A 16,627-nucleotide genomic window follows, 5' to 3' on the forward strand; every position below is an offset into this window, starting at 1 on the left:
TCTGCCGCGGTGGCTGGCGACGTTCTTCGGGATCTTTCTCGCGTTGGCGATCGCGTTCGTGATGATCTGGATCGCGTACAAGCCGCAGGTCCGCACCAGTGCGACGGAGCAGACCGAGCAGGCTGGCGTCGCGCTGGCGCCGAGTCCGAGTGCCACTCCGGAGACGTTGCCGAGCAGTGCGGAGTCCGCGCCTGCCGAGCAGCCGCAGGTGCAGCAGCCGCCGGCCAGCCAGGAGTCGGAGAAGAGCGACAGCGGCGACGGCGGCGACGAGGGCGGCGGGGGCGAGTCCAAGAAGCCCGCCAAGCCGGCCGTGAAGCCGGTGGTTCCCGCCAAGAACGTCCTGCTGCGGAACACCACCAGCAACATGTGCGCCGAACTCCCCGGTCGGGAGAAGGGCCAGCTCGACGGCCCCGTCCAGCAGGCCGTCTGCGACGACACAGACGGGGACAACCAGATCTGGGACCTCGAAGTGAAGTACGAGAAGGGCGGGCCGGGCGGGGCGGCGCTCTTCCAGATCCGGAACATCAAGGACAAGTACTGCATGGACCTGCCCAACCACGGTGCCGCCGCCGTGGGCACACCCGTCACCGAGTTCACCTGCGACAGCGACGAGACCGGCGCGACCGACAACCAGATGTGGTGGATCGACAAGCAGGAGAGCGGGGACTACTGGATCCGCAACTTCTCCAGCAACCAGAAGTGCCTCGGCGTCGAGGGCGCGAACGGCGGCGCCCTCTTCTCCAAGTTGGTGCTCGACGACTGCAGCAACGTCGACGACCAGGAGTGGAAGATCATCCACCCGAACAAGGGCTGACGGCCCGGGCGGTCCCGGCGGCGGTCACCAGCCGCCTTCCCCCGGGACCAGCCTCCCGGCCTTGCGGTACTCGCGGCGGGCGCCCTCCAGGAGGTCGTCCGCCGTCACCATGTCGTCGCGTCCGGCGGCGAGGTACGCGGCCGTGACGACCGCGCTGCGGATCGAACCGCCGGCCAGTTCGAAGTCCCGGGCCAGCACCTCCGGGTCGATCCCGTCGGCGGACGGGACCCGCGACAGGCTGTGCCGCCACAGCGCCAGGCGCTGCTCGACGTCCGGGAACGGGAAGTCGACGACCAGGTCCAGGCGCCGGGTGAACGCCTCGTCGATGTTGGCGCGCAGGTTGGTGGTGAGCAGGGCGATGCCGTCGAAGGACTCCAGCCGCTGGAGCAGGTAGGCGCTCTCCATGTTGGCGTACTTGTCGTGGGCGTCCTTGACCTCGGAGCGCTTGCCGAAGACGGCGTCGGCCTCGTCGAAGAGGAGCACGGCGTCCGTGCGGTCGGCCTCCGTGAAGATCCGCTCCAGGTTCTTCTCGGTCTCGCCGACGTACTTGTCGACGACCGACGACAGCTGGACCACGTACAGGTCGAGGCCCAGGTCGGCGGCGACCACCTCGGCCGACAGGGTCTTGCCGGTGCCGGACTCGCCCGCGAACAGGCCGAGGACGCCCCGGCCCCGGCCGCCGCCCGCGCTGAGCCGCCAGTCGCCCAGCACCCGGTCGCGGTGGCGGGCGCGCAGGGCCAGCTCGCGGAGCTGCACCAGGGGCTTGTCGGGCAGCACCAGGTCCTGCCAGTCCACGTCCGGCCGGATCCGGCGGGCGTGGCTCTCCAGCCCGGAGGCCGACTGCCGCCGGGCGGCGAGCCGGACGTGCTCGGCGCCGACCGGGGTGCCGTCGAAGGCGGCGAGGGCCTGGGCGGTGTGCGCGGCCCGCTGGATGCGGTCGCCGCCGAGCCGGTACGGGGCGACGGCCGTGGCCAGGTCGAACCCGTCGGCGTCGGCGCCCAGCGCGGCCCGCCAGGCGGCCACGCCACCGGCTCGGCGGCCCGGGGCGTCCAGGACGAGGGGGTTGGCCGGCGCCCACTGCGGGTCGTAGGGGCGCGGGTCGGTCATGAGGACGGTCACGCCGGTCGCGGCGGTCAGCGCCCGCACCAGCGGGCCCGGCTTCTCGGGCAGGCCCGACACCACGATCGCCCGGCCGCCGAGCCGGGCCTCGCGCAGCAGCTCGGGCACGTGGTCCTCGGGGTCGGTGCAGCGCAGCGCCTCGATGCCGGCGGCGTCCAGGACGGCGGAGAGGGCGGCCAGGCCGTCGCCCTCGCGCGGTTCGCGCAGATAGGCGGTGAGCGGGCCGGCCTGCAGCCGGGCGGCCAGGCGCCGGACGAAGACGTCGGCGTCGCCGCCCGCGGCGGGCAGCGGGTCCGGCATCGGGAGCAGCAGGCCGAGGAGCGCGGCGTCCGGGGTGTCGTCGCCGAGGAGGTGGCCGACGAGCCGGTCCGGGACGCGCAGCGAACGGGTCAGGAAGGGGCGCTCGGGTTCCTCGACCTCCAGCAGGCCGAGGGTGCGCAGCGGGGCCGAGGCGTGGAACCGGGCCCGGGCCGCCGCCAGGTGCGCGGGCATCCCGCACAGGTCGAGGGCGAGGCCCACGGTGGCCCGGCGGCGGCTCACGTCGTTGTTGAGATAGCCGTAGAGCGGCTCGAACGTGCGGTCGACGTCGGGGGCGAGGGCGACGAGCAGGGCGGCGGTGTCCAGCTCGGTCAGCCGCGCCCGCCCGGCCAGCCGGGCCAGCCGGTCCCCGGGGTCGGCCGGAGCGCCGGCGGTGGCGGGCGCCACGGGCACGGCCGGGGGCTCGGCGTCGGCGGCCGGCCAGGTGCGCAGCAGGTGGTGGACGGCCTCGTCGGGCAGGTACAGGCCGCGCAGCGGATCGTCGGCCGTGGGGTCGTCGGCGGTGCGGTGCTCGACCAGCGCGGCCACCCGGTCCCGCAGCACCTCGAGCCGGGCGAGCAGCGCCCGGCCGGAATCCCCGGAGCCGCCGGGCGGCCCGGCGGACGGTGAGCCGGTGGCGGAGGGGTAAGTGCGGGTGGGGGCGTGGGTGTCTGTGTCGGCGGTCGTCACTGTCGTCACTGTCGTTTCGTACGGCCGTCCGTCACGGCCTTGCGTGCGGCGTCCGCCACGGCCTTGCGGGCCGCGCGGGCCGCCACCACCTGGTGCGGCCGGTGCGAGCGGCCCTCGGACATCGGCGGGTCGCCCTCGATGCCGCCGACCCGGACCGTCGCGCCCTCGGTGACCGGGGGCCCGGCGTCGTACTCGGGGTAGGCCGGGAAGGGCGCGGTCACCACCAGGTCGAGGGACGGTTTCAGCTCGCCGCCCAGGGCGGACCAGATCTCGGCGAGGGAGCGGGACTCGGTCTGCACACCGGCCACGGTCATCGGCACCGGGAGCCCCATCGAGCCCAGCGCGCCGGGGAGTTCGTAGGGCGGCAGCTGCTCGCGGGGCAGCAGCGTCGCCAGTACGGCGGACAGCAGCCGGTGTTCGTCCTGCGGGGTCTTCGTCCAGGCGGTCACCAGGTACGACAGCCGGAACCAGCGGGGCGGCTGGCGGCGCTTGACGACGATGTCGTCCTGGTCGCGCACCGCGACCTGGCCGCGGTGCCGGCGGCCCACGTCCTCGCGGATGTCGTACAAGTAGGCGTTGACGACGGGCGCGTTGCGCCGGGCCGCCCAGTCCCGGGTGGGTGCCTCGAAGGCCACGTCGATGCCCGAGTCCGTCAAGGCCCCGCCCTTGAGGAGGGACTTGAGGACCTCGTCCACCTCGTGGATCACGCTCGCGCTCCTGCCCTGGCCGCACTTGAGTCCGCACGGCCCGCCCGCTGCCGCCGCCGGTCACCGGTGCCTGCCACCGGTGCCCTCACCGATCGTTCCTCCGGCCCCGTCCCGGTCGCACGCGCCCCGGGGACGGCGGACGGGCAGGCCGCCCTGCCCGCACGGGCCGAAGGGTCCGCCTTCGATTGCCCGTTCGGTCAGATGTAGCCTTCCCTCAGGGCATAGGCCACGGCGTGGGCGCGGTTGCGCAGATGGAGCCGCGTCGTGAGTCCGTGCATGACGTTCTTGACGGTGCGTTCGGAGTAGGACAACTTGCCGGCGATCTCTCCGGTGTCGAGACCCTCGGCGACCAGCCGCAGGACGTCCACCTCTCGGGGTGCGAGGCCCAGCGAGGGGGCGCCGGGGCGGCCCGCCGCGCCCCGGTGCAGGGTGCCCACCTGGCTGATGAGCCGGCCCAGCAGGTCCGCGGGCAGGTCGCCGTCGCCGCGCGAGGCGGCCAGTACGGCCTGCACCAGCCGGTGGGCGGTGGCCTCGTGCCGCCAGACGATGGCGCCGACGCCGCACTCGACGACGTCGAGCAGTTCGCTCTCGCGGATCGCGCCGATCACCAGCACGGCCCGCGCGCCCTCGCTGCGCACGATCCGGCGCAGCCGGGTGAGCGCCGCGTCGTCGAGCGCGTCCTCGATGAGCAGGGCCACCGTGCCGGGCCCCGACTCCTCGCGCAGGTCGATCTCCGGGTGCCGGCGCAGCTGGCTGATCGCGCCCTCGCGGCTGATCGGGTCCGGGGCGGACACCGCCACGGGGACCCGGCGGTCGACGACGCCGACCGCCTTGCCGGGTCCGTGGACCGCGGCCGTGGACGTGGTGGAAGTCATGGATGTGGTGGTGTTCCGGGGTGAGTTGAGCAACCGTTTCCCCCCTGTTCACGTGCCCGCCGTCCAGCGCAGGCCGGTAGCGGATGTGCGTGTTCCACACTTATGGGACTGCTGGGACTTCGCAATCGTGGAGCACCACGAGGCACACCACGAGACCGGCGGGCCGGCCGTGGTCCACCGTGACCCGCGCCACTTCGCACCACCGTTCACCGCAGTCGTTCGTCTCACACACCGGGGGAGCACCATCCACCACAGGAGGCACCGATGACCGGACCGCTCCGTGAACGCGACGACGCCCACGTGCTGCTGGCGGCCGAGATCGAGCGCGCACGGGCCGGCACCGGCCGCCTCGTCCTGCTGCGCGGCGCCACCGGCACCGGGCGCACCGCCGTACTGGAGACCGCGGCCCGGCACGCCGAGGACCGGGGCCTGCGGGTGCTGCGCGTGCGCTGCTCGCCGGAGGACACCTCGGTGCCCTTCGCCATGGTCCTGCACCTGCTCGGCCCGGAACCGGAGTTCACCGACATGACGCCCGGCGGCGACGACCGGGGCAGCGCGGCCCGGCTGTGGCGCCTGCTGCGCTCGTACGCCGCCGAGGGCCCGGTCCTGGTGGCCGTCGACGACGTCCACCTCGCCGACGACTCCTCGCGCCGCTGGCTGACGGAGGCGGCCCGGCACGTCGACCGATTACCGGTACTGCTGGTCGCCACCGAGCGCAGCCAGTACGACGTCGAACCGCGGCCCGCCGGACTCACCCAGGCGCTGTCGCCGTCCCTGGTGCGCACCCACACCCTCGCCCCGCTCAGCGACACGGCGGCGGCCGGGCTGGTCCGCGACGCCTTCCCGGGTGCGTCCGCGTCCTGGACGCGGGAGGTCGTCCTGGCCGGCGCGGGCAGCCCGCTGCTCCTGCACGCCCTGCTGGACGACCTCGGCGGCACCCCGCACCCCGACGGCCTCCCGCCCGTCCCGGACAACTGCGCCGCGCTGTACCCCGGGTCCTACCCGGCGGCCGTCTCCTGGTGGCTGAAGAACGCGGGCACCGCGACGGCCGACGTCGCCCGCTGCCTCGCGGCCCTGGAACAGGCCTGGCCCGCGGGACCGCCGGACGACCGGGGGGCGCTCCGGCATGCCGTCCCGCACCCGCGAACACCGGCGGCGGACGGCACGCACCGGCATGCGCCGCCGCCGGAGGGTGCGTACGGGCAGGTGTCGCCCTCGGGTGGGGTGTACCCGCAGGCGTCGTCGCTGGAGGAGACGTACGGTCAGGCGTCGTCGTCGGGTGCCGGGTACCGGCAGGCGTTGCCGTTGGACGGTGTGTATCGGCAGGCGTTGCCGTTGGAGGGCGGGTACGGGCAGGTGTCGCCCTCGGGTGGGGCGTACCCGCAGGTGCCGTCGTCGGATGCGGGGTACCGGCAGGCGTTGCCGTCGGACGGTGTCTACCGGCAGGCGTTGCCGCTGGAGGGCGGGTACGGGCAGGTGTCGCCCTCGGGTGGGGCGTACCCGCAGGTGCCGTCGCCGGATGCGGGGTACCGGCAGGCGTTGCCGTCGGACGGTGTGTACCGGCAGGCGTTGCCGTTGGAGGGTGCGTACGGGCAGGTGTCGTCGTTGGACGGCGCGTACCCGCAGGCGGCGTCGTCGGATGCCGGGTACCGGCAGGAAGTGTCGGTGGGCACCGAGTACCCGCAGGTGTCGTCGTCGGACGACGGGTACCGGCGGGCGCTGTCGTCGGACGGCGGCGCGTACGGCCAGGCGTCGTCGGGTGCCGCGTACCCGCAGGGCTCGCCGTTCGACACCGTGCGCCGGCATCCCCACGACGCACCGGCGGCGCGGACGCGGCGGCCCCGGGACATCGCACCGGGCTGCCGGGACGTGCGGAGCGCGGACCCGGGGGGCGGCGGCGCGGATCGGCGGACGCCGCTGTCCGACCGGCCCGGCCCCGGCGCGGAGCGTCCGGAGCACGGCCCCTACCCGCACCCCGACGAGGCCGCGTACCCGTTCCACGACCCGTACGGCGGACGGCCCCGGGGCGCACCCGGCGCCGCCTACGGCCGTACCGATCCGCCCGCGCACGCGCCGCACCGCACGACGCTGTGGCGTACCCCCTCACCGCCCCCGGCGCGGGGGTCGGCCGGTGACCCGGTGGACGTGCTCGCGGAGGCGGCCGGGGCCGATCCCGCGCGGATCGAGGGCTGGCTCGCCGCCATGACGCGGCTCGGGCTGCTGCGCCCCGACGCGGGCGGCCGCCCCCGCTACGCCCACCCGCTGCTGCGCGACGCCGTGCTGACCGGCTGGCCCCGGCCGCGCCGCGAGGCCGTGCACCGGGCGGCGGCGGAGGCGATGCTGCGCCGCGGCGACCGGGTCGAGGCGGTCGCCCGGCACCTGCTGCGCACCCCGGCCGTCGGCCGGTCCTGGGCGCTGCGCGTGCTGCGCGACGCCGTGACCGTCGCCGTGCACGACGCACGGCCCGCCGACGCCGTCCACTACCTGCGCCGGGCCCTGGACGAACCGCTGACCGACGACCTCCGGCAGCGGCTGCTGACCGAACTGGGCTCCCTGGAGTACGCGTCGGCCGACACCCCGGCGGCCATCGCGCGGCTCGCCGAGGCGCAGCACCTGCCGGCCGACCCCCGCAACCGGGTGCGCACCGCCGTCGCCCTCGGTACCGCCCTGGCCGGCCGCGGTGAGATCCGTACCGCGATGGAGGTGCTGCGCCGCACCGAGGGCCGGCTGTCCGGCCACCCCGGCCTGGCCCGCACCGTGCAGGCCGCCACCGCGCTGCTGTCCGACGAGGACCTGGCGACCCGGCAGGAGGTGTACCGGTGGCTGTGCGAGACCGGCCGGCACTCCCCGGAGCTGGTCGGCACCGCCGGGCAGGCCCTCCTGGTGCGGTACGCGGCGACCGCCGCGCTGATCTCCGCCGACGAGGCGATGACCCGGGTACGGGACCTGCTCGCACAGCCCACCGACCCGCTCGCCGAGCCCTTCCTGCTGGGCACGGCCGCCGCGGTCGCCCAGTGGGCCGACGAACTCGACGAGGCCGAGCGGCTGGTGGAACGCGGGCTGGCCGGACAGCACCCCGCCCTGCTGCACCCGATGCAGCCCGCGCTGCTCAACACCCGCGCCGACATCGTTGCCGCCCGCGGCGACCACACCCGGCTGCTCGCCCTCGCCGACGGCACCGGACCGGGGAACGGCCCCACCAACCGGGACGCGCACGCCCTGATGGCCCTCGTCCACACCGGCCGTACCGACGAGGCACTGCGCCACGCCGACCGCTTCGACCTGCGCGAGGTCCCGGAGAACTGGGAGCTGAACCGCTACCTGTACGCCCGGGGTGTCCTGCGCGCCGCCACCGGCGACCCGGCGGGCGCCCTGCACGACTTCCTGGAGTGCGGGCGCCGGCAGGCGGCCCGCGAGGTGATCAGCCCCGTCGTCACCCCGTGGCGGACCGCCGTCGCGGAGTGCCGGCTGGCGCTGGGCGGCGGCCCCGAGGCGCTGGCGCTGGCCACGGAGGAACTGCGGCTGGCCCGGGTGTGGGGCACCCCGCGCACCGTGGGCCGCGCCCTGCGGGTGCTGGGCACCGCGACCGGCGGGCGCCGCGGGCTCGAACTGGCCGAGGAGGCCGTACGGACCCTGCGGGACGCGTCCGCCGACACCGACGTGGAGCTGATCCCCGCGCTGCTCGCCCAGGGCCGCCTGCTCCTCGACGCGGGCGAACGCGGACGGGCCCGGGCCCGGCTGCGCGAGGCGGCGGAACTGGCCGAACGCAAGGGCGCCCTGCGCTGGCTCACCCTGGCCGGGCAGGCCCTGCGCGAGGGCGGCGCCCGCGGCCCGGTGGCGTCCCGCACCGGCGCCGGTGCGCTGACCGGCAGCGAGCGCCGGATCGCCGAACTGGCCGCCGACGGCCGTACCAACACCGAGATCGCCGACCTGCTGCACCTCGCCCGGCGCACCGTGGAGACCCATCTGACCAGCACCTACCGCAAGCTGCGGATACGGCGCCGGACGGAACTGCCGGCCGCGCTGGAGCGCGGCGGACGGCGGGAGCGGGAGCCGCACCCCGACACCCGGCGCTGAGGGATGCCGGTGACCCGCGCGGTCCTCACCGGGCGCGCAGCAGCCGCCCGATCTCCAACTGCTCGGTCTCCAGCGGGTCGCCGTCCTCGGCGTTCCACAGGCAGTTCTGCAGCACCCGGCCCAGGCACCAGGCGCGCGCCCGCTGCCGGTCGAGGCCGAGGACGTCGGTCATGGCGTCGAAGCGCCACCGGGTCTCGTCCGGGTCGTAGCGGTTGTACAGGGCGGGCAGCAGGTCGAACCCGGGGTCGCCGGCCAGTGGCTTGGGGTCGATGGCCAGCCAGGGCGCGCGGTCCGCGGCGAGGACGTTCTCGTAGTGCAGGTCCCAGTGCAGCAGCCGGTCGCCGGGCTCGTCGGCGACCTCGCGCACGGCCGCGGCGCAGTCGGCGACCAGCCGCCGGTCGGCCGGGTCCCCGATGCGCTCCAGGGTGCCGGGCGTGCGCTCCAGCATGCGCCGGGCGATGTCCCCGAGCCGGCGCACCCCGGGCGGGGCGGGCGTCGCGGTGAGGTGCGCCAGCAGCCGGGCGATGACCTGGACGGCCTCGCGGGAGTCCGCGACGTGACTGAGCATGCGCCCGGCGTCCAGCCGCTCCAGCAGCATGGTCCCGGTCGCCGGGTCGTGGCCGAGGAGCCGCACCGCGCCGTCCCCGCCCCACGCCCGCAGGGCCAGCGGCTCGCCCTCGGTCTCCTCGTCGGGGATCTGGAGCTTCAGCACGGCCCCGGTGCCGTCGCGGCGCACCACCGGCAGCACCAGCGCCGCCCACCCGTGCATCGACGGCCCGTCGATCCGCAGCTCCCACCGCTCCAGGAACCCGGCCACCAGCGCGGGCAACCCCTCGACGAAGGCCCGCCCGGCCTCCCCGTTGTACTTGGCCTGCGCGGCGGCGAGCGCCTCGGGTACGTCGATCACACCGCCGGACGCTACCGGCGGACGCCCGCGCGGTCACGCGGATATCCCTCAGCCCACCGGCTCCCGCACCGCCCGGTCCGCCGGCACCCCGTGCTTCGGCGCCTTCGCCGTCACCATCACCCCCGCGACCAGCCCCGCCAGCAGCATCACCCCGGCCGCCACCCAGATCGCGACCGTGTACCCGTGCACGATCCCCTCCCGCACGATCAGCTCCCGCTGCGCGGGATCCCTCAGATGCGCCGTGATCCACGACGCGCTGGTGCTGGTCGCGATGGTGTTGAGCAGCGCCGTGCCGATCGAGCCGCCCACCTGCTGCGAGGTGTTGACCGTCGCGGAGGTCACGCCGGAGTCCTTCGGGGCGACCCCGGCGGTGGCCGTGGAGAACACCGGCATGAAGGTCAGGCCCATGCCGAGGCCCATCAGGAGCAGCGCCGGGAGGATCTCGGAGGCGTACTCCGAGTGCACGGTCATCCGGGTGAGGATCACCATGCCGCCGGAGGCGAGGAGCATGCCGGGGACCATCAGCATGCGCGGCCCCACGTGCGGCAGCAGCCGGGCCGAGATCTGGGTGGAGCCCACCACGATCGCGGCGGTCAGCGGCAGGAACGCCAGGCCGGTCTTCACGGGGGAGTAGCCGAGGATGACCTGGAGGTAGTAGGTCATGAACAGGAACAGCCCGAACATGCCGATGACCGCCAGCATCATCGTCAGGAAGCAGCCGGCGCGGTTGCGTTCCCGGATGACGTGCAGCGGCAGCAGCGGCGTCGCCGCCCGGGTCTGCCACCACACGAAGGCGGCCAGCAGGACCACGGCCAGCGCGAACAGCGCCAGCACCAGCGGGTCGGTCCAGCCCCGCGGCTGGGCCTCGCTGAAGCCGTAGACGAGGGCGACGAGACCGCCGCAGCCGAGGATCACACCGGGCACGTCGAGCCGGGCGTCGGCGTGGCCGGGCCGGTCGTGCAGCAGCGCGAACGCGCCGATCACGGCGACGACCGCGATGGGGATGTTGACGTACAGGCACCAGCGCCAGTTCAGGTACTCGGTGAGTACGCCGCCGACGATGAAGCCGATCGCCGAGCCGCTGCCGGCCAGCGCGCCGTAGATGCCGAAGGCCTTGCCGCGCTCCCTCGGGTCGGTGAAGGTCGTGGTCAGCAGCGACAGCGCGGACGGCGCGAGGACGGCGGCGAAGACGCCCTGGAGGGCGCGGGCGCCGAAGAGCATCGCCGAGGTCGTGGCGGCGCCGCCGATCGCGGAGGCGGCGGCGAAGCCGATCAGTCCGATGACGAAGGTGCGTTTGCGTCCCACCAGGTCCGCGATCCGCCCGCCGAGCAGCAGCAGACCGCCGAACGCGAGGGTGTACGCGGTGATCACCCACTGCCGGTTGGCGTCGGACATGTCCAGGGCGCGCTGGGCCGAGGGCAGCGCGATGTTCACGATCGTCGCGTCGAGGACGACCATCAGCTGGGCCAGGGCGATCACCACCAGCCCCCACCAGCGGCGGGGATCGGCCTCCGCCGGCGTGGCGGGGCCCCCTGTCCGGTCTGTCCGGGAGCCACTCATCTGGCCAGAAGACCACGGATCGGGAGGTGCCGCATCCCGTCGCGCGGATCCGTGCCGCCCGTCGCCGGTCATGGCTCCAGGACCACCTTCCCGGTCGTCCCCCGGCTCTCCAGGGCGCGGTGCGCGGCGGCCGCGTCGGCGAGCGGGAAGCGCCGCACGGCCGGGACGAGCCGGCCCGCGGCGGCCTCGGCGAGGGCGCGCAGTTCCAGGGTGCGTACGGGGTCGGTGCCGCCGGCCCGCTCCATCATCACCGGGCCCAGCACCTGCTGCGAGACGCCGTCGACGAGGTAGGGCGTGCCGTCGTGCAGGCCCTTGCCCGACCAGCCGAAGACCAGGTGCCGGCCGCCGGGTCCGAGCAGGGCGACGGCCTCGCGCGCCACCTCCCCGCCGACGCCGTCGAAGACGACGGTCGCGGCCCGGCCGCCCAGGTGGGCGCGGACCTTCGCGGGCCAGCCGGGGTCCCGGTAGTCGACGGCGAGGTCGGCGCCGTTCGCGGCGACGAGCGCGGCCTTCTCCGGGCCGCCGGCGAGCCCGACCACCGTGGCGCCGGCGTTCTTCGCGTACTGCACCAGCAGGGTGCCGATGCCGCCCGCGGCGGCCGGGACCACGGCCACGGAGTCCGGGCCGAGGCCGTCGGCGAACTGGAGGATCCCCATCGTCGTACGCCCGGTTCCGATCATCGCGACGGCCTGGGCGAAGTCCAGGTTCGCGGGGATCTCGTGCACGCGGGCGAGGTCGGTGACGGCGAGTTCGGCGTATCCGCCGGGGGCGAAGCCGAGGTGGGCCACCACGCGCCTGCCCAGCCAGCTGTCCGGGGTGCCCGCGCCGAGGGCGTCGACGACGCCGGCCACCTCGCGGCCCGGGATCGTGGGCAGTTCGGGAAGGGCCGGCGCGGGGCCCTGGATGCCCTGGCGCAGGGCGGTGTCCAGGAGGTGGACGCCCGCCGCGCGGACGGCGACGCGGACCTGGCCGGGGCCCGGCGCGGGATCCGCCACCTCGTCCAGGACGAGGTTCCCGGCCGGGCCGAAGGCGTGCAGACGGATGGCGTGCATGACGTCCCCCAGGGATGAGTGCGCGGCTGCTGGTTCGTACGGGCCTTTGCGGGCCGGTGCGGACGGTTACGGCCCCCAGCCAACGACCTCAAGCGTGCTTGAGGTCAAGCTCGTGCCGGCCGAGGGCGAGGGAGACCGCCGTCAGGGCGCTGTTGAAGGAGACCTCGGAGAGCAGTCCGGGCGAGGCGACCTGGTCACCGGCGAGGTACACGCCGTCGCCGCGGTCGACGGCCGGCCGGTCGCGCCAGGTGGTACCGGGCAGGTCGACGGCGCCGGTGCGGCCGTTCGCGACCGCCTCGCGCCGCCAGGTCAGCCGCTCGCGCCAGCCGGGGAAGCCGAGGTCGAGCAACTGCTCGGCCCGCGCGGTGCCGTCGGCCTTCGACTCGTGCGGTGCCAGGGGGATCTGGCCCTGGATCAGCTGCTCGCCCGCCGGAGCGAGCGTGCGGTCCTGTGCCGTGAACCGCTCGATCCAGCCCGGCGCGTCCAGGTCGGAGACGGCGAAGGCGTCGCCGCGCCGGGTCCGTACGGCCAGGTCCACCAGGGTGGTGCGGCCGCTCGGCCAGGTCAGCGAGGGATCGTCCAGCAGGCGGCGGGCCGCGTCCAGGGAGGTGGCGACGATGACGGGGGTGTCGGTGGGCAGCGTGTCCACGCGGGAGACCGTCTCCATCCGGACCCCGAGGTTCCAGGCCAGGGCGGCCATCCGGTCCACGACCCCGCCCCAGCCGCCGCGCGGGTAGTGCGCCTCGGGCGGGAGCTTGGTGGCCCGGCGCAGCCGCTCCTGCACGAAGGCGGCGGACAGCGAGCCCGGGTCGTGGTGGAACAGGGCGACGGCGCAGTAGTGGGCGGCGGCCCGGGCGCCCTCCTCGCCCGCGATCCCGGTCGCCCAGCTCAGGAAGTCGGTGTCGACGGGCGCGGGCCCGACCCCCCGGCGCAGCAGCTTCAGCATGGCGAACGGCGGGGTGCGGCGCAGCACCCCCTTGTGCCGCAGCCGCAGCCGGGCCGCCTCCAGCGGCGGGATGGGCGCGAGCGGGCCGATCAGGTCGCGCCGGCGCAGCCAGGCCCAGTGCGGGCCGCCGTTGTAGAGGGCGTGCGGGCCGTCGTTGGTGCGGTAGGGGCCGTCGGCGGTCCGGGCCCGCCCGCCGAGCGTGTGGTGGGCCTCGTGGACGGTGACCTTTGCGCCCGCCTCGGCGGCGGTGATGGCCGCGGTCAGTCCGGCGAAGCCGCCGCCGACGACGGTGATGCGATGCATGACTCGGGTTCTCCCTCGGGTCGCGGTCGGGTCGCCTTGCGCGGCGCCTGTCTGCCCGTACGACGGACCGGGGCGCGGTGGATGTGACATCCGCCCGGGACCGGGTCTGTTCCCGCAGGTCGCAGGGGGTTGTCAGTGGCGGGGTGCAGCATGGGGCCATGGCGAGGAGAACGGCGCGGACGACGGGCACGGCGGGAGCGGCGGGCGGGCGCGGCACCACGAAGGTACGGGGGGCGAGACGCCCGGAGCTGCGCCTGCCGCCGCTCACGCCGCACGGGGACGGCGGCGCACTGGAGCCGGACGGGGACTACGACGCGCTGGAGTTCCGGGAGGCGGACCTCACCGGCCAGGACGGCGCGGGCGCCCGCTTCATGGACTGCGCGCTGACGGGCTGCGCGCTGGACGAGGCGTCGCTGCCCCGGGCCCGGCTGCTCGACACCCGCCTCACCGGCGTCCGGGGGGTGGGCACGCATCTCGCGGAGGCGACCCTGCGCGACGTCGAGCTGCTCGACGCCCGCCTCGGCGGCACCCAGCTGCACGGCGCCGTCCTGGAACGGGTGCTGGTTCGCGGCGGCAAGATCGACTATCTCAATCTTCGCCGGGCCCGGCTCAAGGACGTCGTCTTCGAGAGCTGCGTCCTGGTCGAGCCGGACTTCGGGGGCGCCCGCCTGGAGCGGGTCGAGTTCGTGGACTGCGCCCTGAAGCAGGCGGACCTCAGCGCCGCGACCCTCATCGACGTCGACCTGCGCGGCGCCGCGCCCCTGGAGCTGGCCCGCGGCGTGGACCGCCTCTCGGGGGCGGTGATCAGCCCCGCCCAGCTCCTCGACCTGGCCCCGGTGCTGGCGGCGGAGCTGGGGGTGCGGGTGCTGGCGGACTAGCGGGCGCCCGCCCGGTCCGGTGCCGCCTCGCGTGCTTCGGCGAGGGCTCGCCGCCGGAGGCCGCCGCCGAACAGCTGGATCGTGGTGGCGGCCAGCACGTCGTCCCTGCCGATGGTCCGCCGGTCACCCCTGCGGGCGGACCCCGCTCCCAGCGCATCCTTGGGGAAGGGGGCGTCGGCCGGTTCGCCCGGCGTCACGAGGGCGACCGCGCCGAAACGCTGGATCCCGCCCTCGCGGACCACCATGGCCGCGTCCCGGGCGAGGTCGGTCAGGAACGCGCTGGCGATGCCGTTCAGGTCGCGGACCATCGCCGGGACGGCCGTCACCCCCCGGCTCCGCAGCAGCTTCCTGACCCCGGCCTCGAACCTGTGGGCACCGGCCACCGCACTCGGCTTGCGCGGCCTCCTGCGCTCACGGGAGGGCGCGGCGCCGGCCCCGGCGTCGTACGGGACACCGAGGCGGTCTCGGAACGTCGGGCTGTGCGCGTACCACCCGGCCCCCACCTCCAGTTCGACGTCCCGGCCGATCGCCGCGAGCAGGTCCGCCGGAACCAGCCGCTTGCGGGACTCCTCCGCGGCCGCCCGCCTCGCGCCGTCGACGATCTCCGCCAGCACCGTCCGCGTCACCGACGCGGCGGCCCGTGCGGCCGGCCGGGAGACGTGCATCGGGGTCACGTCCCGGAACACCGTGGTGACGAGAGAAGGCTTGAACGGCGGGACTTCCGCGGGCGAGGCGGCTTCGTGCCCCCGGCGCTCCGGGCGTGCGGGCGGTGCGGTCATCGGAGGGAACGCTCCCTGTCGTCTAGTCGGCGGGCATCCGCGGGAAGCGGGACTGGAGGGTCCAGATCGCCGGGTTGTCCGCCAGGTCCTCGTGCAGGTCGGTCAGGTCGGCGATCAGGTCGTGCAGGAAGTCCCGGGCCTCGCGGCGCAGTTCGGTGTGGGAGAAGGACAGCGGGGGCTCGCCGGCCGGCAGCCACTCCGCCTCGATGTCCACCCAGCCGAAGCGGCGCTCGAAGAGCAGGCGGTCGGTGGACTCGGTGAAGTCCAGCTCCGCCCGCTGCGGCCGGGCGGCCCGGGAGCCCGCCGGGTCCCGGTCGACGTGCTCCACGATGTCGCACAGCGCCCAGGCGAAGTCGAGCACCGGCACCCATCCCCAGGCTGTGGACAACTCCCGGTCCGCCTTGGTGTCGGCGAGGTACACGTCCCCGCAGAACAGGTCGTGCCGCAGGGCGTGGACGTCCGCGCGGCGGTAGTCCGTCTGCGGCGGGTCCGGGAAGCGGGTGGAGAGGGCGTAGCCGATGTCGAGCACGCAGAGATGGTGTCACGGGCGCGGCGCGGAGACGCACGGGTGGGCGTCCGGCGGCGCCGGCCCGGCTCGGCCGGTGAGGCCTCAACTGCCCCGGAAGCACCGGCTTTTGCCCCCGTCCCCCCTGTCTCTATCCTCGTCCCCAATCCCGGTGTGCAAGGTGTCGTCGGGGGAGAGGGAGCAGGCATGGACGGGTTGAATCCGGACGATCCCGAACGGATCGGCAGGTACCGGCTGCTCGGCAGGCTCGGTGAGGGCGGCATGGGCCGGGTGTATCTGGCGCGCTCCGACCGGGGCCGGACGGTGGCCGTCAAGACCGTCCGGGCGGAACTGGCCCGTATGCCGGACTTCCGGCGGCGCTTCGCGCAGGAGGTGAAGGCGGCGCAGCGCGTCGGCGGTGAGTGGACCGCGCCGGTGCTGGACGCCGACACCGAGGCGGCCACCCCCTGGGTCGCCACCGGGTACGTTGCCGGGCCCTCGCTCGCCGAGGTCGTCGACCGGCAGTACGGGCCGCTGCCCTCCCCCACCCTGCGGGTGCTGGCCTCGGGGCTGGTGCGGGCGCTGCGGACCATCCACGGCGCCGGCCTCGTCCACCGCGACCTCAAGCCCTCCAACGTCCTGGTGACGATCGACGGCCCCCGCGTCATCGACTTCGGCATCGCCCGCGCCCTGGACGCCTCCACGCAGTCCGCCGAGGGGCTCACCAAGGCCGGCGCCGTCGTCGGGTCGCCCGGCTTCATGTCCCCGGAGCAGGTGCGCGGGGAGAAGGTGTCCTACGCGAGCGACGTCTTCTGCCTCGGCGCGGTGCTGGCCTACGCGGCGACGGGCCGGATGCCCTTCGGCACCGACGAGGGCGGGCTGCACTCGCTGCTCTTCCGCATCGCGACCGAGGAGCCGGACCTGACCGGGGTTCCCGAACCCTGGCGGGGTCTGGTCGCGGACTGCCTGGCGAAGGAGCCCGAGAAGCGCCCCACCCCCGAAGAGCTGCTGACGTCGATCGAGGACATGGCGGGCGCGGACGGCACCCCGGGCGGCGCGTGGCTGCCCGGCGAGGTGCTGGCGGAGCTGGGCCGGCACGCGGTGCAGCTCCTGGACAG

Annotated in this window: 13 protein-coding genes; 4 read left to right on the forward strand and 9 right to left on the reverse strand. The window is 75.2% G+C overall.

Annotated elements, in window-relative coordinates:
• A partial coding sequence (locus K7854_RS36035) for an RICIN domain-containing protein (RefSeq protein ID WP_226030776.1) occupies window positions 1-814 on the forward strand: 814 nt, incomplete at its 5' end.
• Window positions 815-838: 24 nt separating this feature from the next.
• Here the strand turns inward: K7854_RS36035 and K7854_RS36040 are convergent.
• The 3 genes from K7854_RS36040 to K7854_RS36050 all read right to left on the reverse strand — a co-directional run bounded on the left by K7854_RS36040 (window position 839) and on the right by K7854_RS36050 (window position 4,502).
• Window positions 839-2,920, reverse strand: a complete 2,082-nt coding sequence (locus tag K7854_RS36040) for an ATP-binding protein (protein WP_226030788.1) — start codon at window positions 2,918-2,920, stop codon at window positions 839-841.
• A 5-nt stretch (window positions 2,921-2,925) separates the two neighbouring features.
• Window positions 2,926-3,627, reverse strand: coding sequence for a Pvc16 family protein (locus K7854_RS36045; protein WP_226030777.1), 702 nt, complete (start codon window positions 3,625-3,627; stop codon window positions 2,926-2,928).
• A gap of 197 nt (window positions 3,628-3,824) precedes the next feature.
• Window positions 3,825-4,502: a helix-turn-helix transcriptional regulator gene (locus tag K7854_RS36050; RefSeq protein ID WP_226030778.1), complete on the reverse strand. Its 678-nt coding sequence runs from the start codon at window positions 4,500-4,502 to the stop codon at window positions 3,825-3,827.
• A 264-nt stretch (window positions 4,503-4,766) separates the two neighbouring features.
• On the opposite strand from K7854_RS36050, the gene K7854_RS36055 reads away from it, so the two are divergent.
• Window positions 4,767-8,579: a helix-turn-helix transcriptional regulator gene (locus K7854_RS36055; protein WP_226030779.1), complete on the forward strand. Its 3,813-nt coding sequence runs from the start codon at window positions 4,767-4,769 to the stop codon at window positions 8,577-8,579.
• A 25-nt stretch (window positions 8,580-8,604) separates the two neighbouring features.
• Here the strand turns inward: K7854_RS36055 and K7854_RS36060 are convergent, their stop codons facing one another.
• The 4 genes from K7854_RS36060 to K7854_RS36075 form a co-directional block, all read right to left on the reverse strand.
• Window positions 8,605-9,486 (reverse strand): aminoglycoside phosphotransferase family protein, encoded by an 882-nt coding sequence (locus K7854_RS36060; protein ID WP_226030780.1) that lies wholly within the window; start codon window positions 9,484-9,486, stop codon window positions 8,605-8,607.
• Window positions 9,487-9,534: 48 nt separating this feature from the next.
• Complete coding sequence (locus K7854_RS36065; protein WP_226030781.1) at window positions 9,535-11,046, reverse strand: MFS transporter; 1,512 nt, start codon at window positions 11,044-11,046, stop codon at window positions 9,535-9,537.
• A gap of 68 nt (window positions 11,047-11,114) precedes the next feature.
• Window positions 11,115-12,098 (reverse strand): zinc-binding dehydrogenase, encoded by a 984-nt coding sequence (locus K7854_RS36070; protein WP_226030782.1) that lies wholly within the window; start codon window positions 12,096-12,098, stop codon window positions 11,115-11,117.
• A gap of 88 nt (window positions 12,099-12,186) precedes the next feature.
• Window positions 12,187-13,347 carry an NAD(P)-binding protein gene (locus K7854_RS36075; RefSeq protein WP_226030783.1) on the reverse strand — a complete coding sequence of 387 codons (1,161 nt, stop codon included), beginning with the start codon at window positions 13,345-13,347 and terminating at the stop codon, window positions 12,187-12,189.
• A 158-nt stretch (window positions 13,348-13,505) separates the two neighbouring features.
• Here K7854_RS36075 and K7854_RS36080 point away from each other — a divergent pair, with 158 nt between their 5' ends.
• A complete protein-coding gene (locus K7854_RS36080; RefSeq protein WP_226030784.1) occupies window positions 13,506-14,225 on the forward strand; it encodes a pentapeptide repeat-containing protein in 720 nt (239 codons plus the stop codon).
• On the opposite strand, the gene K7854_RS36085 is transcribed toward K7854_RS36080, so the two are convergent.
• On the reverse strand, window positions 14,222-15,004 hold the full coding sequence (locus K7854_RS36085) for a hypothetical protein (protein ID WP_226030785.1): 783 nt from the start codon (window positions 15,002-15,004) through the stop codon (window positions 14,222-14,224). The two genes, K7854_RS36080 and K7854_RS36085, sit on opposite strands and share 4 nt — an antisense overlap.
• A 22-nt stretch (window positions 15,005-15,026) precedes the next feature.
• Window positions 15,027-15,533, reverse strand: a complete 507-nt coding sequence (locus tag K7854_RS36090) for a hypothetical protein (protein WP_226030786.1) — start codon at window positions 15,531-15,533, stop codon at window positions 15,027-15,029.
• Window positions 15,534-15,716: 183 nt separating this feature from the next.
• On the opposite strand from K7854_RS36090, the gene K7854_RS36095 reads away from it, so the two are divergent.
• Window positions 15,717-16,627: serine/threonine-protein kinase (locus K7854_RS36095; protein ID WP_226030787.1), on the forward strand; the 911-nt coding region annotated here is incomplete at its 3' end.

Source organism: Streptomyces hyderabadensis, assembly GCF_020404845.1.
In the GTDB taxonomy this organism is placed as follows: Bacteria; Actinomycetota; Actinomycetes; order Streptomycetales; family Streptomycetaceae; genus Streptomyces; species Streptomyces hyderabadensis.

Bases quoted from the DNA above. Each gene is read 5' to 3' on its own strand.
- K7854_RS36055 (WP_226030779.1), top strand. From the start codon at position 4,767: ATGACCGGACCGCTCCGTGAACGCGACGACGCCCACGTGCTGCTGGCG.
- K7854_RS36070 (WP_226030782.1), bottom strand. From the start codon at position 12,098: ATGCACGCCATCCGTCTGCACGCCTTCGGCCCGGCCGGGAACCTCGTC.
- K7854_RS36085 (WP_226030785.1), bottom strand. From the start codon at position 15,004: ATGACCGCACCGCCCGCACGCCCGGAGCGCCGGGGGCACGAAGCCGCC.
- K7854_RS36050 (WP_226030778.1), bottom strand. From the start codon at position 4,502: ATGACTTCCACCACGTCCACGGCCGCGGTCCACGGACCCGGCAAGGCG.
- K7854_RS36065 (WP_226030781.1), bottom strand. From the start codon at position 11,046: ATGAGTGGCTCCCGGACAGACCGGACAGGGGGCCCCGCCACGCCGGCG.
- K7854_RS36080 (WP_226030784.1), top strand. From the start codon at position 13,506: ATGGCGAGGAGAACGGCGCGGACGACGGGCACGGCGGGAGCGGCGGGC.
- K7854_RS36075 (WP_226030783.1), bottom strand. From the start codon at position 13,347: ATGCATCGCATCACCGTCGTCGGCGGCGGCTTCGCCGGACTGACCGCG.